Genomic DNA, 20688 nt, shown 5'->3' on the forward strand with positions numbered 1-20688 from the left:
GTATTTTCACTGTGGTCAGCCTTGTGGCGGCCACCTGGACGGGATGATGACTTCTCTGCGCCCCCTTATTTTCCTGCTCGCCGGCGTTCTTGGCCTGGCGGGTTGCAGCGTTCACCAGCCGGTGTCGCTGTATCAGCTGGACAGCGGAAGTCCGGCTCAGCCTGCGCAAAGCTCAGGCATGGCAGTTTTGCTGGGCCCTGTGATCGTTGCCGATTACCTGCAACGTGAAACCCTGTTGCAGCGTCAACCGGACGGCAGCCTGCAAGCCTCGGTCGATGGCCGCTGGGCCGGCAGCCTGTCTTCGGACATCGATCAGTTGCTGTTGCGTCAGGTCGCCGGGCATCTGGACAGTCAGCGCGTCGTGCTGGCGCCGGCCACCGTGGGCTTCACCCCTGACGTGCAGGTGCTGTTGACCATTACGCGTCTGGACTCGGGTCAGTCGCAACCGGCGATCCTCGACGCGCAATGGCGTCTGATCGACCGCCGTGGTCAGGTGCGCGACAACCGCATCGTCCATCTGCAGGAACAGCATGCCGGCACTACCGCCGCGCAGGTGCAGGCGCAAGGCGTGTTGTTGCAGCGTCTGGCGGAGCAGCTGTCGGTAGCGCTCAAGCCGTTGGCCAATCAGCCACCGGTCGCCGAGGCGCCGCGCAAACCGGCACCGAAACCGGCAGCACCGGCGGCGGAAGCCGAAAAGCAGCCGAAGATACCGATGGCTTCGCCGATTCGTACGGATATGGAAGTGTTCCGCTTCTAGGACTGGATCGAGTCAGAACAGAGCCCGCCTTGTGCGGGCTTTGTTGTGTCTGGGATTCTGGGTAGAAGATCAAAAGCTCCCTCACCCCAGCCCTCTCCCGGAGGGAGAGGGAGCCGACCGAGGTGTCTGGCGTCATACATCGACCTGAAAGATCTTGGCGATAATGGATTTTGCGCAGTGCGGTATTACGATTATGGATTCGGCACAGCACGCTCAGGTCGGCGTAGATCCCGAGCATCCCCCGATCGGTCCCCTCTCCCTATGGGAGAGGGCTAGGGTGAGGGGGCTCTCAAGGCCAGGCGCGATCATGAAAACGCCACGCACAAAAAAGCCCGCAGGCAATCACTCGTCTGCGGGCTTCGTTGTAACTGGTCTAAGGCTTAAGCCCGACGCTCATGCATCCGCGCCAGCTGCCGCTCAAGCATCGACGGATAAGGCTCCATCAACCGCTCCACACAGCAAGCCCCCTCAGGGCTGGCAATCGGCCGGATTCGTGCACGCTGGCGGATCAGCGCGTCGTCACCGATCTTGCGTTCCACCAGCAGCAGGTTGCGGCTGTGTTGCGACAGGGCCAGGGCGTCCTGGGCGGAGTCGGTCAGCAACAAGTCGATCTGGCTCAGACCAAACAGCTCATCGCCGAGGGTCAGGCCCAGCTGCAATTGCAGGGTGATGCCGCTGTCGGCGACTTCGATCTGCAACTGGTGGCCCAGCGCCCGCAGCAGCTCGCCGCAGCAGATGGCGTTGGTCAGGTAATCGTCGCCGCTGTCTTCGGTGTGGAACAGCATCAGCGTACTGCCGTCGTTCAGGGTTTCGATTTCGCCCTGATACAGCGACGCGGCCTGTTCCAGGCAGTCGCGATAGCGATCCTGCAACTCTTCCAGACGTGCGCGCGGCAAACGGCGAAGTTGTTCCTGCGAACCCAGTTGCACCGCCAGCACCGCCGTATGTTGCGGCACGCTTGGGGTCGGTCGGCGCACTGCCGGTTGCGCTGCTTCGTCCAGCGACTCGTCACGCAGATCGGCGAACGGGTCTTCGTCATCGTCGTCTTCAACGGTGCTGACCACATGGCGTGGCGCAGGCTTCTGCGCGGCCATCGGGCGGCTCTCGTCGAAACTCGGATCACGCAGGTTGCGCACTTCGAATTCCGGCTCGTCGTCCTCGAACTCGGGTTCCGGCTCGGGCTCCGGTTCAGCCGGCTCCGGGGCATAGTTGGCGTGCAACTGGCGGGCAAGATCACCGATCTCGTCCTGACGCTCGATCCCCGGCGTGTATTCGTCGATCCGGCGCAGCCACACACGCAATTGCAGCAGCGGCGTGGAAATGTGCCGGCCCAGACGCAGGCTCAGGGCCAGGGACAGTGCCAGCAGGATCGCACTCAGGATGCCCATGCTTTGCAGGCTGATGGTCATCGGCTGCTGGAACTGATCCATGTCCAGGCTGATGCGCAGTTGCCCGGCGGTCACGTCCTGGAAGGTGATCTTGCTCTCGTACATGCCCTCGGCTTCGCCGAGCAGGCCGTGCTTGGGCCGCTGACCGGACTCGGCGAGGATGCGGTTGTCCACGCTGTAGATGGCGGCGTGGGCCACCAGCTTGTTCTTGGTCAGGTTGTTGAGCAGCACGTTGAGGCTGAGGATGTCGTTGGACACCAGCAGCTCGGTGGCGGAGGTGGCGGTCTGCGTGGTCAGGCTTTCGCCCAGCGCATCGGCCTGCTCGTGCATGGCCTGCTTGAACTGCAGGCCCATCACGCAGGCATAGATCACCAGGGCCAGGGCGACCAGGATCACGTTATGGCTGGCAATGCGCAATGCAATCGGTACACGGCGGTGGCGCAGTGCACGGAAGATCAGCAGGAAGAAGTTATCGGTTTTAACTGGCGTGGGCCGGTTCACTGAGCTCGGCTCTTTTGTCCGTGAAGTTGACGCGCAGTATAGCGACAGGCCCTAGACCGGCAAAGCGCTGGCGGTGCCCGATGGTCACTGAAAGTGGGTAGAATGCGGTTTTTTTTCCAGTTGCGGGGGTGCGCGTTGCGCGAAATCGTCCTGATTAACATCACGGGAGTCGACCGTCCGGGTCTGACAGCGGCCATTACCGGTGTTCTGGCCCAGGGTGGTGTGAATATCCTCGACATCGGTCAGGCGGTGATCCACGACATGCTGTCGTTCGGCATCCTCGTGGAAATCCCCGACTCCGAGCAAGGCAAGTCGGTGCTCAAGGACATCCTGTTCAAGGGCTATGAGCTCGACCAGCAGGTGCGCTTCACCCCGGTGTCCGAAGAGGATTACCAGCAATGGGTGGGCAATCAGGGCAAGAAACGCCACATCGTTACCCTGCTGACCCGCAAGGTCACCGCCGGCCAGTTGCAGGCCGTGAGCTCGATCACCGCCAAATACGGCCTGAACATCGACCATATCGACCGTCTGTCGGGTCGCATGCCGCTGGACACCCCGGCTGACAAGGGTAAGGGCTGCATCGAGTTCTCCGTGCGTGGCGAAGCGGCCGACCCGCAGGCGCTGCGCGCCGAGTTCCTCAGCGTGGCTCAGGAACTGAACGTCGACATCGCCTTCCAGGAAGATTCGCTGTTCCGTCGCAACCGTCGTCTGGCGGTGTTCGACATGGACTCGACCCTGATCGAAGCCGAAGTCATCGACGAGCTGGCGAAAGCCGCCGGCGTCGGCGATCAGGTTTCGGAAATCACCGAGCGGGCAATGGCCGGCGAGCTGGATTTTCGCGCCAGCTTCAAAGAGCGTCTGGCGCTGCTCAAGGGGCTGGATGTCAGCGTGCTCGACTCGATCGGCGCCTCCCTGCGTCTGACCGAGGGTGCCGAAACCCTGTTCGCCGAACTCAAGCGTCTGGGCTACAAGACCGCGATCCTGTCGGGCGGCTTCACCTACTTCGCCAAACAGTTGCAGGCCAAACTCGGCATCGACTACGTGTTCGCCAACGAACTGGAAGTGGTCGACGGCAAGTGCACCGGCGTGGCGATCGAGCCGATCGTCGATGCCCAGCGCAAGGCCGATCTGCTGAAGCAGTTGGCTGAAAAAGAAGGTTTGCGTCTGGAGCAGACCATCGCCGTGGGCGACGGCGCCAATGACCTGCCGATGCTGGCGATTGCCGGTCTGGGCGTGGCGTTCCGCGCCAAGCCGCTGGTCAAGCAGTCGGCGAAGCAGGCGATCTCGACCCTCGGTCTGGATGGCGTGCTGTACCTGCTGGGCTTCCGGGATCGCGACGGGCAGCTCTGAAAGCTCTGCCGCCTGAGCTGCCCCCTTCGCGAGCAAGCCCGCTCCCACATTGGAATGCATTTCAAATGTGGGAGCGGGCTTGCTCGCGAAGGGGGCGCCCCGGATTATCAGACTCCACTCAAAGGGACTTCCACAACGAGTCGAAATCCTCCTCGCTCCCGCCATTCCTGGCCGCCTCCAGCGAGCGATAGGCAAACTGATTGAAACTGTGAGTGCTGGCCACCCGCCGATCCAGCCCGGCGCGGTGCTCTTCGCCCTGGGTGTTGATCAGCACTTTATTGCCTTCCTGAAACGGCAGCCGTGGCGCGAGTAATGTCGCCGGCAAATCGATCGCACTGATCTCCGGCAACAGCAAACCGCGCAGATACTGGCTGTGATCATCCCGCGAACGCACCAGTTGCAACCCGCACGGCCGGGCATGGGGCGCCACCAGTTCGATGCCCATTTGCGTGCCGGCGCCGCGCACCTGGCGGATCCAGCGCACCACGGCAATGCTCCAGCCCTGGTTGAGGCTGTCCTGAATCCCGACCATTTCCCCAGCCTGCAATTCGGCCGGTACGTCCTTTGGCCAAGCAAGGCAATAACCGCCGGGGCTGTGGTTGATCACCGGCAAGGCATAGGTCGGGTAATGCGGCGGACTGTCGGCGTCGCCTTCATCGTCGATCAGCGGTTCGTAGCGGATTTCCTCGTAGGGCAACAATTCATCGGACGTGCTCTGTGGTGCGGCATCGAACGCCTGGCTCCAGCTGTCCTTTTCGCCCTGAACCACCGCGCGGCTGAAATTCGCCGCACGGGCGCCGGGGTGCTTGAGCAGTTCGCTGAAGGTGCGTTCGCCGCCGAGGTAGAAGTGCAGGGCGCTCATGCCGACGCACACGGTCAGGTTGCCCTGGCCGACGGTGCGCTGGAAGCTGCGCTCGGCGGCTTCGCCCCAGGTCGCGTGCAGGTGTTGCAGGGTGTCGAGGGTCAGGCCGGCCGGCACGGGCAGCGGCGTCGTTGTGTCCTGATGCTGAAGGTGCGCCTCGATGGCATTCACCAGCGGTTGCGGATCAAAACCGAGCAACCCTGCCTGTTGCTCGCTGCGAAACTGCGAGCGGTAACGCGGGCCGGCGTCGATGTCTGCCGAGACAGCGAACAAGCCCGCGCCCGGATTGGCGGGCTGCAGTTTAAGCCACGCGCTCCACGGTTCCACTACTTGGGCCAGGCGCGCGATCTGATTCTGGCGCAACTGATTGCAGCGGGCGCTGCCCAGCAACAGGGCGGCGAGGTAGGTCTGCTCGACGCTCAGCTCTGCGGTCAGACTGGCGAGGTCGTCGCGCACCCGGCGATGTTGCAGTTGCAGCTCGCAGGCACAGCGAAACAATTGATGCAGTTCGAACCACAGCTGTTCCGGTGCGGCGCTGTACAGCTGCGTGGCGCGAACCAGTTGCCCTTTCAGCGCATGAGTCGCCCGTTGCAGCGCTTCGCTCACCAGCGCTGCGCGATCCCGGGAATACTTGGGCGCGATCCGCCCAATGATCTGTTTGTAACCGATGGCCAGCTGACTTTGCAGGGCCTGGCACAGGTTGCTGATCTTGCGTGAGCGCTCATCGAGCATGATTGCCTGATGCAGAAAGTGCCGTTCCAGATGCTGGCAGACGAAATAAACCTCAGGCCGCAGAAGCTCCAGCAGATGCAGGCGATTGTCGCTGGGGGTCAGCAGTTGATTGAGTTCGCCGAGGCCTTGATACAGCAGGCGCGCGGTTTCGCCGATGTTGGCCTTGGGCAGGCCGGCGATCCAGCGCTTGAGGTCGCGCGGGGTGGCTTCACAGAACGACAGGCGCAACTGCGTGGGTGTCGGGGCGCTCAGTTTTGGTTGGGATCGTGGCTCACTCATGCCGTGACCAGCTCCGGCGGCGAATAGGGCAATGCCAAAAACTCTAGCAGTTATGCTCTGTTTCGCAGGCGATTGTCAGGCTTTTTTACCGCTGGTCTGCTGGCCTGGTGCCATTTCGGCAGGCGCTACTAGGCTCTCAGGCGTGCGATCGGAAACGCACGGTTGCACGGCTTGCCGCAACGTCGGGCAGGTCTCTGAAAAACTTCAAGGAGATGAGGTTCATGTCTAAATACGCAGTGGCAAATCAATGGGGCGGTAGTTCGGCACCTTGGCATCCGGGTGGAACCTGGGTGTTGGGCGCGCGGGACAACCAGAACGTCGTCGCGATCGAGATCAAGTCCGGCGACGGTGGCAAAAGCTTCACCGGCACCATGACCTACGCCGGCGAAGGCCCTATTGGCTTCAAGGCTCAGCGCACTGGCCAGAACCAGTACAACGTTGAAAACCAGTGGGGTGGCAACGATGCCCCCTGGCATCCAGGTGGCAAGTGGGTGATCGGCGGGCGGGATAACCAGAACGTTATCGCGTTGAGCGTCACGTCCAGTGACGGAGGGAAAAACCTCAGCGGCACCAATACCTACGCCAACGAAGGGCCGATCGGCTTCCGTGGGCAGATAGAGTAACGGCGCCACTCAGGTCGTGTCCGCCCCTTCGCAGACGTGCGAAAGGGCGGATCAACAGGTTCAGGCGTTCGACTGTGCCAGGGTCTGACCCATCTGTACCGGCGAGCCGGCTTTCAATTCTTCAACCCATTTCACCTGATCCGGCCCGAACAGCACGATCGCGGTCGAACCCAGCTTGAAGCGACCCAGTTCCGCACCTTTTTCCAGATGAATCGGCGCACGGGCGGCTTCGTCGTAGCGGAAGGTTTTCAGTTCGCGCTTCGTTGGTGTGACCAGACCGGCCCACACGGTTTCGATCGATGCCACGATCATCGCGCCCACCAGCACCACGGCCATCGGCCCGCGCTCGGTGTCGAAGATGCACGCTACACGCTCGTTGCGGGCAAACAGCTCCGGAACGTTTTCCGCGGTGGTCTGGTTGACCGAGAAGATCCGGCCCGGGATGTAGACCATTTCGCGCAGGGTGCCGGCCAGCGGCATGTGCACGCGGTGGTAGTCCTTTGGCGACAGGTAAACAGTCGCGAATTCACCGCCCATGAACGGCGCCGCATTGGCCGCGTCGCCACCCAGCAGTTCCAGCACGCTGAAGCTGTGGCCCTTGGCCTGGAAGATGCGACCGTGTTCGATCGGGCCGAGCTGGCTGATCGCACCGTCGGCCGGGCTGAGGATCGCGCCCGGGGTCTGATCCAGCGGGCGTGCGCCGTCTTTCAGGGCGCGGGTGAAGAAGGCGTTGAAGTGCTCGTAAGCGGTGACGTCTTCAACCAGTGCCTGCGACATGTCCACCTGATAACGCTTGGCGAACCAGGTGGTGAAGGCATTCTTGAACCAGCGCACGCGGCACTCGGCGACGCAGCCGGCCAGGCGCGACAGCAGGTGATGAGGCAGCAGGTATTGGCTGATGATAAACAAACGCTCTTTCATGACTGTCCTTAAAAATCCTTAAAGCTCGACGGGGGTGTCGGGGTGGTTGCCCCATTCGCCCCAGGAACCGGCGTAGCCCTTGACCCGCGGATAACCGAGGGCCTTGGCCACCAGATAAGTGAAACCGGACCGGTGATGGGTCTGGCAGTGGGTAATGATTTCTTTGTCTTTGGTGATCCCGAGGTTTTCGAGGATCTGCGGCATGTCGGTACGGATGCGCAGCTGACGCGCCTGATCCATGCCCGCCGTCCATTCGAAATTGACCGCGCCGGGGATGTGCCCGCCCTTGGCCGCCAGGACTTTCTCGCCGGAATATTCCAGCGGTCCGCGAGCGTCCCAGATGGCCAGGTCAGCAGCGCCGAGACGGCTTTGCAGGTATTCGCGGGTGGCGGTCGGTTCCTCGTGCAGCGTCAGGGCAACCGGGCCGCCCGCCGCCGGAGGAATCTGGATCGACATCGGCGAGCCTTCCGCCAGCCACGCCGGCAGACCGCCGTCGAGGTAGTGGTATTTGTCATGGCCGATCACGTCGAGCAGCCAGATGAAGCGCCCGGCCCAGCCACCGCCTTCGTCGTCATAGACCACGTAGACCGCGTCTTTGCGATGGCCCAGCTCACCGAACAGTTCTTCGAGTTTTTCCTTGCTCGGCAACAGGCCCGGAGCCGGCGCCTGACCCAGCTGGGTGCGTTTCGGATCAACAAAACGTGCGCCGGGAATATGTCCCTCGGCGTAGCGGGCGGCACTGGTCAGATCCACCAGAATCAGATCGCGGGATTCGAGGCGCGGCAGCAGGTCGCTCGGCTCGATCACCAGGGCCAGGCCAGAGAAATCAGACATGTGAGGTCTCCAGAGCACAAAGGGGAAGGATTGTAGCTGTCATTGGCCGCGCTGGCTAAAACTGTGCAGGGCTTTCTCGATGCACTGCGCGGTTTTGCCGAAGGCCTGCACAGTGATGTCGGCGAACGGCCCGCCGCCCTGGTCGGCGACCACGATCATGATCACCCGGCCGTTGTTCACCAGCGAGCGCAGGAATAGATGTTCGCCACGAAACAGCGTGCGCAGCGAGGGTGGCAGCAGGGCGGAAAACTGGGCGTTGTTGTCCGGGGTGATCCGCACTTGCGCCTGCTGCGCGAGCAAGCGTTGCAGCACCGAACTCTGGCTGACGACGAAATTGAGCGCAGCGGCTTCCTTCGGCAATCCCGAGGTTTGATGGACGCGCAGATTGGCGTGGCTGCGGTCGGCCATCAGGATCATCACCCGGCGCATACCGCTGGCGACCAGCGCATCGCGGGCGGCGACGGTCAGGCTCATGGCATTGGTGAAGCGGCTTGGCACAGCCAGCAACTCGGCGCATTGCCGGCGCCACTGGGTCAGGTCTTCAGCGGAAGGCGCCGCAGCCGGGAGCATTCCGGCGGGCAGGCGACGGGTGCCCCACGGCCACAGCAGCGAAACCGCCGGGTGCCACAGGTCCGGCATGGAATGATGGCGAGCGCTGACGGCGGCCTGTTGGTGCAGCTGCTGTTGCACCTCGTCCATCGAGATTTGCAGGTAGAGGCTGGTCAGGAATTGCCAGCGCTCACTGTGCGGACTGTCCCAGGCCTGTTGCGCCGAGAGCGCCAGACCGTTGGCCAGCAGCACGGTGTTGGCCGGCTGGTTGAGCCAGCGGCGCAGGGTCGGGTCGTCGTCGAGGCGGTTTTGCTGGCGCAGCGGATGATCGACGTCGCGGGCAATGCGCAGGACTTTGACCAGTTCGCGCTGCTCGGTCAGCAGCAGGCGATAACCTTGCTGGACCCAGATCGGCAGACGCCAGGCTTCGACCAGCGCTTCGCCGATTTTCAGCAGGCGCACACCGAATAGCTGCTTTTCCACGACTCGCGCTGATTCGCCCTTGTGGATAACCCGCACTTCCCACTCTTCAAGCAATTTGGGAAAGGTCAGCGCCAGCGGCCACAGCGGCGACAGAAACAGCAGGCTGCCCCAATGAATGTCCTGCCACAGGCGCGCGAGACGGCTGGCGAAAAAACCGTTGGCCTGTTGCGTGGCGTGCTGGCTGATCATCTGCAACTGGCGCAGGGCCTGGGGGATCTGTGCGGCAGGTTCGGCGGGCAGGCGAGCGAGCAGTTCTTCGGTACGGCCAAGGCCGAGACGATTGATCGCCACTTCGAGGTTTTCCGCAGGCGCGGTCATGTTGCCGTGGGTGTGGCGGTTGGCTTCGCGGATGATGCTCAGGGCCAGCGCCGGACTGTCCTGCATCAGGTCGGCGATGTCGCGCAACGAGCTGCGGTCATCGCGAATCGCCCGGCAGACCCGGTCATGGGCGTCTTGCGGCACCGGCAGGCGAACGCTGTCGAGCAGCTTCACCCAGCCATCGAGTGTGGTCGGTTTTACGTGTGGGACGTTCGTTTCATTAGCCATGTCTGGACGAGATCTTCACTGACTGTAGACGCGCCCGGCATGGGCTAAATTGGCTTTTCGCCTGAACTGGCTATAGTCTGGCGCAGTTTTGCCGATAAGTAGAAGAAGAGATTTTTTAACTTCCGAATATGACCTTGAACCCGACTTAAATAAGTACTTTCTACCTATGGCTAAAATTATCGGCATCATCGTCGTATTCGCGAGCGTGCTCGGCGGATACGTGCTCTCCCACGGCAAGATTGCCGCTCTGATCCAGCCCTTCGAGGTGATGATTATCGGCGGTGCTGCACTCGGTGCATTCCTGCAGGCCAACCCCGGCTACATGACGATGCACGTGCTCAAGAAATCCCTGAGCATGTTCAGTTCGCGTTTCAGCCACACGTTCTATCTGGAAGTGCTGGGCCTGATCTACGAGATCCTCAACAAGAGCCGCCGCGAAGGCATGATGGCCATCGAAGGCGACATCGAAGACGCCGCCGCGAGCCCGATCTTCGCCAAGTACCCGGCGGTACTGAAAGACGAACGCATGACCGCGTTCATCTGCGATTACCTGCGCATCATGTCCTCCGGCAACATGGCTCCCCACGAGCTGGAAGGTCTGTTCGACATGGAACTGTACAGCCTGAAGGAAGACCTCGAGCATCCGTCCCACGCGGTGAACGGCATTGCCGACGCCATGCCGGGTTTCGGTATCGTCGCGGCGGTACTGGGTATCGTGGTGACGATGGCCTCGCTGGGTGAGGGCGATCAGAAGTCCATCGGTCTGCACGTAGGTGCGGCACTGGTCGGTACCTTCTTCGGTATTCTCGCGGCGTACGGTTTCTTCGGCCCGCTGGCGCACTCCCTGGCGCACGATGCCAAGGAAGAGCTGAACGTCTACGAAGCCATCAAGGCCTCGCTGGTGGCTTCGGCTTCCGGCATGCCGCCATCGCTGGCTGTCGAGTTCGGTCGCAAGGTTCTGTACCCGGCTCACCGTCCAAGCTTTGCCGAGCTGGAACAAGCCGTTCGCGGTCGTTAAGTCATGGAAAATAACCAGCCGATAATCATCAAGCGCGTCAAGCGCATCGCCGGCGGGCATCACGGCGGAGCGTGGAAGATCGCCTTCGCCGACTTCGCGACGGCGATGATGGCGTTCTTCCTGGTGTTGTGGCTGCTGTCCACCGCGACCCCGGAACAGAAGATCGCCATCGCCGGTTACTTCAAGGACCCGGTCGGTTTCTCCGAGAGCGGCACGCCGTACATCATCGATCTGGGCGGTACGCCGACCCTCGCGCCGGAAAACACCCTCAACCCTGAAGTGAAGTCGCAGCCGCAGCCGGACAAGGTCACGGTCGACACCGAACAGGTTGAAGGCATGGCCGAGCAGGTCGAGAAGGAACGCCTGGAACTGCTGCTGCAAGAACTGCAGAACAAGGTCGACGAGAACCCGCAACTGCAGAAATTCAAGGACCAGATCCTGTTCGAGATCACGCCGAACGGCTTGCGCATCCAGATCATGGACGCCGAGAACCGGCCGATGTTCGACTCCGGTTCTGCACGCCTGAAACCGTACTTCGAAGACATCCTGCTGGCCATGGCCGACACCATCAAAGCGGTGCCGAACAAGATCAGCATCAGCGGTCACACCGATGCCAAGCCTTACGTGGGCAATGGCGACTTCGGCAACTGGGAGCTTTCGGCCAACCGTGCCAACGCCGCCCGGCGTGCACTGGTGGCAGGCAGTTATCCGGATGCTCAAGTGGCGCGGGTTGTTGGTTACGCCTCGTCGGCGCTGTTCGACAAGGAGAACCCGTTCAACCCGGTCAACCGCCGCATCGACATCGTGGTGCTGACCAAGAAGGCCCAGGCGGCCATCGAAGGTTCGCAAGGTGCCGACCCGTCGCAACCGGCAGATCAAGGCCAGAACGGCGCCGCGCCGGCCACCCCGGCCACCCCGGTCGACCCGAACGCCTTGCCGGCGGATCAGCAGCCGGTACCGGCCCACGAGTTGCGCGAACGGCTGAACCTGTTCGACGACCCGCTGCCGAAACCGACGGAACCGGGTGCAGCGGCACCAGCCCCGGCGCCTGCTGCACCGGCTCCCGCGCCGAAACAGTGACCCACAAAAAAGCCGCGAGATGATCGCGGCTTTTTTGTGTCTGGCTACTTAATGGTTCAGTAGCCGTTTTCCGGCAAACTGGCGATGATCGAGCGGTAGCTGTTCATTCGCTGCTGCTGCACGCGGCCGTCTTCCAGGGCCTTGAGCAGTGCGCATCCCGGTTCGCGGTCGTGTTTGCAGTCGCGGAAGCGGCAGGTGCCGAGCAAGTCGTTGAACTCGATGAAACCGGCTTCGACGTCGGCGCGGCTGACGTGGCCGAGGCCGAATTCACGGATGCCCGGGGAGTCGATCAGTTCGCCGCCGCCGGGGAAGTGGAACAGGCGTGCGGTGGTCGTGGTGTGCGTGCCCTGGCCGGACAGCTCGGACAGCGGGCCGACGCGGGTTTCGACTTCCGGCAGCAGGCTGTTGACCAGCGACGACTTGCCGACACCGGACTGGCCGACGAACACGCTGATGCGCCCGTCGAGCTGCTTCTGCAATTGCTCCATGCCGTTGCCGTGGTGCGCCGAGACTTCCAGCACCGGGTAACCCAGCGTGCGATAGACCGCCAGCAGGGCATTCAGCGCCGGGGCGTTCTGCTCGTCGATCAGGTCGAATTTGTTCAGCAGCAGCAACGGGCGGATGCCGGCGTGCTCTGCGGCGACCAGATAGCGGTCGATCAGGTTCGCATGGGGCTCGGGCAGCGGGGCGAAGACGATGACGATCATGTCGACGTTGGCGGCCACCGGTTTGAGCTGGCCACGGCTGTCCGGGCGGCAGAGTTCAGTAGTGCGCGGCAGTTGCGCGACGATCACGCCGATGCCCTGGTTGCCGGCGCGCCAGACCACTTGATCGCCGGTCACCAGCGCTGGCAGGTTGGCCCGCAAGTGGCAGCGGAAGACCTGGCCGGCCAGTTCGCCGTCAACGGCCTCGACCTCGACCTGCACGCCGAAGTGGGCGATCACCAGGCCGTGCTGTTCCGGGCCCAGATCGCCGCCTTCGAGCGCCTCGACAGCCGAGGACTCGCGTTTGGCGGCGCGGGCGGCGCGCTCGCCCTGAATCTTTTCGATGCGCCAGTTTTGACGACGATTGAGTTGGCGTTTGGCCATGGGTGTTCCGTCTGAAGAATGCAGCGATTAGGTAAAACGGCCGCGAGTTTAGCACGCCCGGCAGGCTGCCTAGGCTAAACTGCGCAGCATTGCTCAGGAGCCGAAATATGCAAAACCCGCAGAATCTGATCTGGATCGACCTCGAAATGACCGGTCTGGATCCGGAAAACGACGTGATCATCGAAATGGCCACCATCGTCACCGACAGTGACCTGAACACCCTGGCCGAAGGCCCGGTGATCGCCATTCACCACAGCGACGAAGTCCTCGCCCGCATGGACGAGTGGAACACCCGCACTCACGGCAACTCGGGCCTGACCCAGCGCGTGCGTGAAAGCCGCGTGAGCATGGCCGAGGCTGAAGCCGAAACCATCGCCTTCCTGGAGAAGTGGGTGCCGAAGGGCAAGTCGCCGATCTGTGGCAACAGCATCTGCCAGGATCGTCGCTTCCTTTATACCCACATGAAGTCGCTGGAAAGCTACTTCCACTACCGCAACCTCGACGTCTCCACACTCAAGGAACTGGCCGCGCGCTGGGCGCCGGACGTGCGTGACAGCTTCAAGAAGGGCAGCACTCACCTGGCGCTGGACGACATCCGCGAATCCATCGCCGAGCTGCAGCACTACCGCAAGCATTTCATCAAGTTCTGAGATCGGCACCCACGCCGAGGTGCCCTCTTTTGGTGCCTCGGCGAAGTGAGTAGACTGCGCGCCTTCCTGCCAGGATCGCCACCATGTTGCTGATGCTCTACCTCGTCGCCATTACTGCCGAAGCCATGACCGGCGCCCTGTCTGCGGGCCGTCGCGGCATGGACTGGTTCGGCGTGGTGCTGATCGCCTGCGTCACGGCTTTAGGCGGCGGTTCGGTGCGCGATGTGCTGCTCGGGCATTATCCGCTGACCTGGGTCAAACACCCGGAGTACCTGGTGCTGACGACTGTCGCGGCGATGATCACTGTGTTCACGGCTCGCTGGATGCGTCACCTGCGTTCGCTGTTTCTGGTGCTCGACGCGGTCGGTCTGGTGGCATTTACCCTGATCGGCTGCATGACTGCCCTTGAAATGGGCCACGGCATGCTGGTGGCCTCGGTCAGCGGCGTGATCACCGGGGTATTCGGCGGCATTCTGCGCGATATCTTCTGCAACGACATCCCGTTGATCTTCCGTCGCGAACTGTATGCCAGCGTCTCGTTCGCTGCGGCGTGGTGCTACATGCTCTGTCTGTTCCTGAACGTGCCGAGCGAGCAGGCGATTCTGATCACGCTGTTTGGTGGCTTCCTGTTGCGCCTGCTGGCGATTCGTTTTCATTGGGAAATGCCAAAGTTTGTCTATAACGACGAGCATTGAAACCTTGCGCAAATGAACCCATAGCTGGTCTGCCAGCAAATGACTTCTTTGCTATCTGGATTGTCCGGGGCGGCCGCGTTACGTTCTTCGAGAGCTTTTTTCTTTGGATTTACATTTTATGATGAATGTATCTCGAAGTTAATATGGCCGATTTTTTAGAATTGCCGATTCTGTATTGGTTTTAGCTACAGGTTCTTACACTTAACTTTTTGCCGGTTTGGGGTTGCATGTTATTCATGGCTTACTTCGTTTTTGCTTTGCGAGGTATGGAATGACATCAAGCACAAGGAGTAAAAGTATGAGTGAGCTTAACGAAGTATCAGGAAATCAGTTGGCCGGTCCTGGAAGACTGGACAGTATTGACTTGAAAGTGAAGTTGAATTCTTCCTCGTCCACGCGAAATAAAGTGCTGTACGGCAACGGCCGCATGCAAGTAAAGGTTCAGGTGCTGGTGTCAGGTTATGATGAAAACGGGGATCGCATTCTGGTTCCAGGAGACGTCATGAATACGGTTGAACTTATTCACTACAACACCGGGAGAGCCTTGCGCGACGGCTGGAGTGCCAGTATCGATCAAGGTCGATATACGCTGGAAGCGCCAGTGATTAAGGATGAGCCGGATAACGGTATCCATCCGCAAGTGCGCACATTCTGGGTATCGTCCTCGGGTAGCGGCTCGACGCAAATCGCGGCAAGCGTTTTTTTGAACGGAGTGACTATCCGAAGCAATGCAACCGGTCTTTCCGGTTTTCAGGACAGCAGTGTCACTCTGGACGCTCAGGTGCCGGTTACCTATTCGGTCGACCAGTTTCGCTGGACTTCGACCAGGCGCGGCAATGAGGAGCCGGGAAACCGGATCTGGAACTACTATCTCGGACTTGTTTATCAGGGACAGCAGATCAATCTGGTGGACTGGGTTGCTTCAAAAGGTACGGATGATGTCATGTTTGCCTATGGTAACTGGGTACATGCGTGGAAAACCAACTATCTGAAGGGAGTCATGGTAAGGCCGAACAAGACTGATATCACTGTGGCGCTACCTGTTAATGACAATACTTTTGTAAATTATACATTTCGAGATCACGCTCTGGATTCTTCGTCAAAGACCAAAGAGTATGTCGTGATAGTCAATGATCGTCACGGCGAGTTGACCGTCGTGCAGGCGCTTTCCGAGTTTGCGTACACTGCGGCAGATTCCAGCGCCGATGGCGTGTTTCCGTTTGTCGCAATCGATCAATATGGCACAGAGCACAAGTTGGCCATTCGGACCGACTCTGAAAAGCGTGAGTTCTTTCTGGAACGGGGATAAGTCCGCGGCGAGTGCAGTCACTGCTTGAGTTCTTTTCGTCGAGACCTTGCCGATTAAAAATACAACGGTGTCGACTCCTGTATTGGTTGATGGTGAGCGTGGCAGCGCGCACGTCTGATGTCGCCCGATTTGTTTTACGGTTAATGCAGCCGTTTTTTCGCAGTTTTAAATGATTGCGGAAAAGCGGTTCTTTATTGTGCGTAATTGATTCGATTTTGAAACAAATGACAGGATGTTATTTATGAGTAACCACTCTCCGGAATCCGTGCATTCGAATGCTTTCAATTTTGGTGATTTTGTAGCCGGCGGGGTCGATCCCAGAACCGGCGTTTATACCTGTTCGTTATCCCTTGGGTCTATTCAGTCCGTCGATCTCAACGGCCCTTCATTCAATCTTGCGCTGAATTTCAATCCCTTGAATTCACACAATGCCGGTTATGGCGCCGGCTGGTCCTTGTCGATCACCCGTTATGACTTGCGCAGCAGAGTCATGACGTTCTCTAGCGGCGAGAGCTACAAAGCTGTGGAGTCGCGGGGAGCCTTGCATTTCAAGGAAATGAAGCTGGAAAGTGCCAAGGTTCTGAAAACTGCTGATGGACGATACGAGATCCGATACAAGGATGGTCGACGTGAAGTGCTCAAGGTCCATGGGGCGACTAATATCGCGGTTCCCGAGACGATATTCGCAGCCAATGGCGTGAGTATTTCCCTGAAGTACAGGACGTTCAATGAGCAGCCGATGCTGATCGAGATCAGCGACTTCCAAAGAACGTTGCTCAAGATCGCCCGCAAAGACACAAGAGTGATTCTGACCCGGCATCCGGAGACGCCCTCCAGCGCTGAGTTTGCTCTGACGCTCAGAAACAATCAGGTCAACGCCATCGATTTGCCGGAAGGTGGGGGCTGGAAGCTGCAGTACGCAGACGGTTATCTGACCCGAGTTGAATCGCCCCTGGGTGCCGTGGAAAACATTCGCTACAAGGAAGTCGGCCATCGATTCCCGACCGTCGAGGGCGATCAAAGCCTGCCGTGCGTCATTGCCCACGATATCTACGCCAGACACGGGCAACCGAAGGTCAGCAAGATTTACACCTACTCGGACCATAATTACCTTGGGCACGGCGTTGCAGCGGATCCCCAGGACGATGGCGATCCTCTTTTCCGCGCCGTGGGGGGCTATCAGTATTCCAGCGAAGAGCGGCTGATTGTCGGGAACAAAGTCCACACCCGTATCAAGCGAACCTATAACAAGTTCCATTTGTTGATTTCCGAGGTGACCACTTGCGGTAATGCGCAAACGTCGGTTTCAACCCGATATTACTGTGACGTAAAGCTACCTTTCACTCAGCAGCCTGCGCAGTTCCGGATGCCTCAAGTCCAGACCCTGACTTACGAGGACCTGACGACAAAAGAGAAGCGTTCCGAGACCTCTGTCACTGAATACGATGCCATCGGCAACCTGCTCAAACAGGTTGGGGTGGACGGGGTGACAACGCGGTTTGAATACTATCCGGCGACCCAGACTCCCGATTGTCCGGCCGATCCGCTGGAGTTTGTCCGCTTCCTGAAGCAGAAAACCGTGGCCCCCGCGACGGGTGGCGGTGCGTCCACCGTCACACGTTACCGCTATGCCTTACTCCCCATGCTCGAGGGAGGGACGCTGGCCAGTGTGGTGCCTGTGGAGGAAAACTTCTTCGAGTGGGTCGCAGATCGCGAAGTCCATCGTTCGACCATTGCGCTGACTTATCTGGAAACGCCGGACAACCCGCTTACACACGGCCTCCTGAAGCAGCAGAAGGTCACCCGTAACGGCACGACGACTTGTATCAACTATGCCTACGCGACCGACGATTTCTCCCTGAGGCTGAAGACAACCTTGCAGGGTTTCGACGGTACCGCGAGTTCGACCGAGCAAACGCTTTCCACCCTGAGCGGTTTGGCGCTGTCAGAGCGCGATGCCGACGACAGTGTGGTTACATTCGAATACGACAAGCTCGGGCGTCGTGTCCGCAAGACGCTTGTCTCTGGCACGGCGCATGTCGCGTCGTACCAATGGCGTCACGAAACGGCCAAGGTAGACGTGCCGGCCACGGTGGTTCTGACCGATCCGTCGGGAGGTATGCAAAAAGTTACCTACGACGCGTTGGGGAGGGTCATCGGCGTTGAAGAAATGGATTGTGACAACCCGGATCCGGCAGGTGCATTTCCAATGCGAGTGTTCTATGCCGCGCTCCATGATCAGGTCGGACGATTGACTGAGCAGACCCGCACCGATTGGTGGGACGGTGTTGCGCGCCCTGTGAAGTCGCAGCTGTTTTACGATAACTGGGGTCAGGTCAAGGAGACTCGCCATGCCGACGGACGAGTCGAGTACAACGAGTTCGATCCGGTGAAGCGCCAGCGCAAGCATTGGCAGCAAGGCCTGGGTAAAACCGTCACTGTCTTCAATGCCTTCGGCAAGCCGGACAGCCTTGAAGTCTTCGACCTCAAGGCGCAAAGCCTGGGCAAAACCGTCTTTGAGTACGACGGATTGGGGCGCACCATCAGTCAAACCGATCCGGCGGGGAACAAGACCAGTTATGAGTACGATGCGTACGATCGTCTGTTTCGCAGTGTTTTGCCTGACGGGCATGCGGTACAGACCGAGTTTGCCGTCCATAGCTCCGAGGCATTGCCGGTCGCCATCAGGGTCGCCGGGAAACTGTTGGGGCAGCAGGTCTTCGATGGTTTGAACCGGCTGACAGAGCATTCGGTGGGCGGGCGCAAGTCGGTTGCGGTTTATTCGGCCGGCAAGACTCAGCCCGCATCGCACACGAGCGCCGCAGGGGAAACGACCGGGTTTGTCTATTCATCGGGACCGGGTGGGGCCTTGATTGAGCGCAAAGCGCTAACAGGCAGCGGAGTACTCACCCGTTTCACCTATGACGAACGAAACGGCAGAATGGAAAGTTGCGTCGAGCAAGGACGTGAGAATCTGTTCGAATACTTTCCTTCCGGGCGCCTGAAGTCGGAAACAACCCGCTTTGCCGAACGGCGCCAGACGACCTCCCAAACCTACTCGCTGGCGGGGCGCCCTCTGGAATACGTGGACGTGGTGGGCACGCGGCACAAAACCGAGTACGACATCTGGGGGCGCGAAACCTTGCACAGGCAAGGCCCGGTAGAAACTCGATACTTCTATGGCAAGGCTGGTTTGCTTGAGCGGATCGAAACCCGGGATACCCTGTCCCGGCATCAGCTCCTCACGCATCTGACTTACGATGATATCGGTCGTGAGCTGACCCGCCGTTTCGAAGTCAACGGATTGCCCTCGCAAACACTGACCTCCAGTTACACCGTGGCGGGCAAGCTGGCGCAGAAGGTTCTCAGACGCGGCTTCATGGTGTTGCGCGATGAGCGGTTCTCTTACGACGCACGCGGGCGAGTCATCCAGTACGACTGTGAAGGGCTCCAGCGACCGCGAGACCCTTATGGCAAGGAAATTATCCAGCAAACATTCACGTTCGATGCGCTGGATAACATTCTCGCCCTGCAAACCACGTTCCCTCTGGGCGTCAACGTGACGACGTTCAGTTTCAGCGAACAGGATCCGGCCCAGTTGGTCGGGGTTCAACATTCTCATGCCGACTATCCGGCACCGGTCACCCTGGAATACGACGCCAACGGCCGGATGTTCAAGGACGATAAGGGCCGTACTCTGGCCTACGACACGTTTGGCCGCCTGACTCAGGTTATCGATTCACGTGGGGAGGTCCTGCGTGGTTACCGATACGACGGCTTCGATCGGCTGGTCGAGCTGTCGCAATCCGGAAAGTCGGCGGTGCAGCGCTTCTATCACCACAACAAAATGAGCAACGAAGTCAGTGGTCCTGAATCACGCAGTGTCGTGCGACACGGCCGTCTGATATTGGGACAGCAGCAACTGGGAGCGGATGCGGGTATCCGGCTTTTCGGGGTTGACCAGCAGCAGAGCGTGCTGAGTCGCTCGCATGGCGAACAATCGCTCGACAGCGCCTACAGTCCCTACGGGCATCGGCCTGTCGAGGGAGGCCTGTTCAGTCAGGCGGGTTTCAATGGCGAGCAACTGGATGAGGTCACCGGTCTGTATCTGCTGGGCAATGGTTACCGGGCCTACAGCCCGACACTGATGCGCTTCATCAGCCCGGACAGCCTGAGCCCGCTCGATGCAGGCGGCTTGAATGCTTACGCGTATTGCCTTGGCGATCCGGTTAACCGAGTGGATCCCACGGGGCATGTTTCCTGGCAGTCGATTGCCGGGATTGCGCTGGGGTTTATCGGGAGTATTGCAAGTATCGCGACACTGGGGGCGGCCACGCCATTGGCATTACTGGCCGTGGGACTGGGAGTCGCCTCGGGCGTTACGGCCATTGCCAGCGAGTTGGCGCATGAACTGGATCCGCACTCTTCGGCTGGCGACATTCTGGGTTACATCAGCCTGGGGCTTGGGTTGGCATCTCTTGGCGCCGGGCTGGCGGGTCAGGCTATCAGAGGTGCCAGCAGGTTGGCGGGGGCTTTCAAGTCAGGATTGAGCAACAATCCGCGCGAGGCCGCCAGAGCCATGGCGAGTGGAATGGGGGGGCGAAGCACTTCAGGAACGAGTGCGGGGGCACGAAAATGGACATACAAGACCCAGGGCTTCAGGGGGACGGTGGATGGGCAAAAAACAGGAAGAGGCGCCATTCCCGGTTTTGAAGAGCTTGATGACATTTCAAGGGATAAATTCTTCCGTTTCAAGGATGCAATCAAGGACGCAGGAAAGTCTCCAAGCGAAGCTGCCAATGGGCTTGGGGGCAAGACTTATTACAATGAGATGGTCCCTTTCAAGTCTCCCAATCCGCGTCAACTCCGCGACCCAGGTTACTTCAATGACACGGGTTACACAGAAATCAGACTTAACCAGGCCACGCGCCTGTTTTTCTTTGCGAACCATGACACCCGTACGGTGACCATGCATGCGTTTGGTCATACCGTGAGAGGCGCTTGATGGGCGTGGCATGCCATG

15 protein-coding genes are annotated in these 20688 nt (G+C 60.1%); 9 read left to right on the plus strand and 6 right to left on the minus strand.

Going from position 1 to position 20688, the window contains the following annotated elements; translation table 11 throughout:
- Nucleotides 1-46 precede the first annotated feature (46 nt).
- Nucleotides 47-757 (plus strand): membrane integrity-associated transporter subunit PqiC, encoded by a 711-nt coding sequence (locus tag LOY31_RS02590; RefSeq protein ID WP_007952202.1) that lies wholly within the window; start codon nt 47-49, stop codon nt 755-757.
- 380 nt (nt 758-1137) lie between these two features.
- Here the strand turns inward: LOY31_RS02590 and LOY31_RS02595 are convergent, their stop codons facing one another.
- On the minus strand, nt 1138-2646 hold the full coding sequence (locus LOY31_RS02595; RefSeq protein ID WP_085608487.1) for an AhpA/YtjB family protein: 1509 nt from the start codon (nt 2644-2646) through the stop codon (nt 1138-1140).
- 135 nt (nt 2647-2781) lie between these two features.
- On the opposite strand from LOY31_RS02595, the gene serB reads away from it, so the two are divergent.
- Nucleotides 2782-3996, plus strand: a complete 1215-nt coding sequence (serB, locus tag LOY31_RS02600; RefSeq protein WP_007952163.1) for a phosphoserine phosphatase SerB — start codon at nt 2782-2784, stop codon at nt 3994-3996.
- 118 nt (nt 3997-4114) lie between these two features.
- Here serB and LOY31_RS02605 read toward each other — a convergent pair whose 3' ends face one another.
- A complete protein-coding gene (locus LOY31_RS02605) occupies nt 4115-5869 on the minus strand; it encodes a molecular chaperone (protein ID WP_221535367.1) in 1755 nt (584 codons plus the stop codon).
- 221 nt (nt 5870-6090) lie between these two features.
- Between LOY31_RS02605 and LOY31_RS02610 the strand changes: the two genes are divergently transcribed.
- Nucleotides 6091-6492 (plus strand): hypothetical protein, encoded by a 402-nt coding sequence (locus LOY31_RS02610; protein WP_011332171.1) that lies wholly within the window; start codon nt 6091-6093, stop codon nt 6490-6492.
- Between the two features lie 60 nt (nt 6493-6552).
- Here the strand turns inward: LOY31_RS02610 and asd are convergent, their stop codons facing one another.
- The 3 genes from asd to LOY31_RS02625 are packed head-to-tail and all read right to left on the minus strand — an operon-like array spanning nt 6553 to nt 9825.
- Complete coding sequence (gene asd / locus LOY31_RS02615) at nt 6553-7413, minus strand: archaetidylserine decarboxylase (protein WP_258712798.1); 861 nt, start codon at nt 7411-7413, stop codon at nt 6553-6555.
- An 18-nt stretch (nt 7414-7431) separates the two neighbouring features.
- Complete coding sequence (locus LOY31_RS02620) at nt 7432-8247, minus strand: rhodanese-like domain-containing protein (RefSeq protein ID WP_064379082.1); 816 nt, start codon at nt 8245-8247, stop codon at nt 7432-7434.
- Between the two features lie 39 nt (nt 8248-8286).
- Nucleotides 8287-9825 (minus strand): HDOD domain-containing protein, encoded by a 1539-nt coding sequence (locus LOY31_RS02625; protein WP_258712799.1) that lies wholly within the window; start codon nt 9823-9825, stop codon nt 8287-8289.
- 166 nt (nt 9826-9991) lie between these two features.
- Between LOY31_RS02625 and motA the strand changes: the two genes are divergently transcribed.
- Complete coding sequence (gene motA, locus LOY31_RS02630) at nt 9992-10843, plus strand: flagellar motor stator protein MotA (RefSeq protein WP_007952169.1); 852 nt, start codon at nt 9992-9994, stop codon at nt 10841-10843.
- A gap of 3 nt (nt 10844-10846) precedes the next feature.
- Entirely contained in the window at nt 10847-11923 is a 1077-nt protein-coding gene (motB, locus tag LOY31_RS02635) for a flagellar motor protein MotB (RefSeq protein WP_258712800.1), read from the plus strand.
- A gap of 56 nt (nt 11924-11979) precedes the next feature.
- Here the strand turns inward: motB and rsgA are convergent, their stop codons facing one another.
- Nucleotides 11980-13011 carry a small ribosomal subunit biogenesis GTPase RsgA gene (gene rsgA / locus LOY31_RS02640; protein WP_007950741.1) on the minus strand — a complete coding sequence of 344 codons (1032 nt, stop codon included), beginning with the start codon at nt 13009-13011 and terminating at the stop codon, nt 11980-11982.
- 107 nt (nt 13012-13118) lie between these two features.
- On the opposite strand from rsgA, the gene orn reads away from it, so the two are divergent.
- From orn to LOY31_RS02660, 4 genes are all read left to right on the plus strand, one after another.
- A complete protein-coding gene (gene orn / locus LOY31_RS02645; RefSeq protein ID WP_065258764.1) occupies nt 13119-13661 on the plus strand; it encodes an oligoribonuclease in 543 nt (180 codons plus the stop codon).
- Between the two features lie 83 nt (nt 13662-13744).
- Nucleotides 13745-14356 carry a trimeric intracellular cation channel family protein gene (locus LOY31_RS02650; RefSeq protein ID WP_064593093.1) on the plus strand — a complete coding sequence of 204 codons (612 nt, stop codon included), beginning with the start codon at nt 13745-13747 and terminating at the stop codon, nt 14354-14356.
- 298 nt (nt 14357-14654) lie between these two features.
- Nucleotides 14655-15665, plus strand: a complete 1011-nt coding sequence (locus tag LOY31_RS02655) for a hypothetical protein (protein WP_221535370.1) — start codon at nt 14655-14657, stop codon at nt 15663-15665.
- A 241-nt stretch (nt 15666-15906) separates the two neighbouring features.
- On the plus strand, nt 15907-20670 hold the full coding sequence (locus LOY31_RS02660) for an RHS repeat-associated core domain-containing protein (RefSeq protein ID WP_258712801.1): 4764 nt from the start codon (nt 15907-15909) through the stop codon (nt 20668-20670).
- Nucleotides 20671-20688: the final 18 nt, after the last annotated feature.

It is taken from the genome of Pseudomonas sp. B21-021, from assembly GCF_024749205.1.
In the GTDB taxonomy this organism is placed as follows: Bacteria; Pseudomonadota; Gammaproteobacteria; order Pseudomonadales; family Pseudomonadaceae; genus Aquipseudomonas; species Aquipseudomonas paraglycinae.

What these genes read in the sequence shown, in the direction of transcription:
- LOY31_RS02590 (WP_007952202.1), top strand. Translation starts at nt 47, where the DNA reads ATGACTTCTCTGCGCCCCCTTATTTTCCTGCTCGCCGGCGTTCTTGGC.
- LOY31_RS02605 (WP_221535367.1), bottom strand. Translation starts at nt 5,869, where the DNA reads ATGAGTGAGCCACGATCCCAACCAAAACTGAGCGCCCCGACACCCACG.
- LOY31_RS02610 (WP_011332171.1), top strand. Translation starts at nt 6,091, where the DNA reads ATGTCTAAATACGCAGTGGCAAATCAATGGGGCGGTAGTTCGGCACCT.
- asd (WP_258712798.1), bottom strand. Translation starts at nt 7,413, where the DNA reads ATGAAAGAGCGTTTGTTTATCATCAGCCAATACCTGCTGCCTCATCAC.
- LOY31_RS02620 (WP_064379082.1), bottom strand. Translation starts at nt 8,247, where the DNA reads ATGTCTGATTTCTCTGGCCTGGCCCTGGTGATCGAGCCGAGCGACCTG.
- LOY31_RS02625 (WP_258712799.1), bottom strand. Translation starts at nt 9,825, where the DNA reads ATGGCTAATGAAACGAACGTCCCACACGTAAAACCGACCACACTCGAT.
- motA (WP_007952169.1), top strand. Translation starts at nt 9,992, where the DNA reads ATGGCTAAAATTATCGGCATCATCGTCGTATTCGCGAGCGTGCTCGGC.
- motB (WP_258712800.1), top strand. Translation starts at nt 10,847, where the DNA reads ATGGAAAATAACCAGCCGATAATCATCAAGCGCGTCAAGCGCATCGCC.
- rsgA (WP_007950741.1), bottom strand. Translation starts at nt 13,011, where the DNA reads ATGGCCAAACGCCAACTCAATCGTCGTCAAAACTGGCGCATCGAAAAG.
- orn (WP_065258764.1), top strand. Translation starts at nt 13,119, where the DNA reads ATGCAAAACCCGCAGAATCTGATCTGGATCGACCTCGAAATGACCGGT.
- LOY31_RS02650 (WP_064593093.1), top strand. Translation starts at nt 13,745, where the DNA reads ATGTTGCTGATGCTCTACCTCGTCGCCATTACTGCCGAAGCCATGACC.
- LOY31_RS02655 (WP_221535370.1), top strand. Translation starts at nt 14,655, where the DNA reads ATGAGTGAGCTTAACGAAGTATCAGGAAATCAGTTGGCCGGTCCTGGA.
- LOY31_RS02660 (WP_258712801.1), top strand. Translation starts at nt 15,907, where the DNA reads ATGAGTAACCACTCTCCGGAATCCGTGCATTCGAATGCTTTCAATTTT.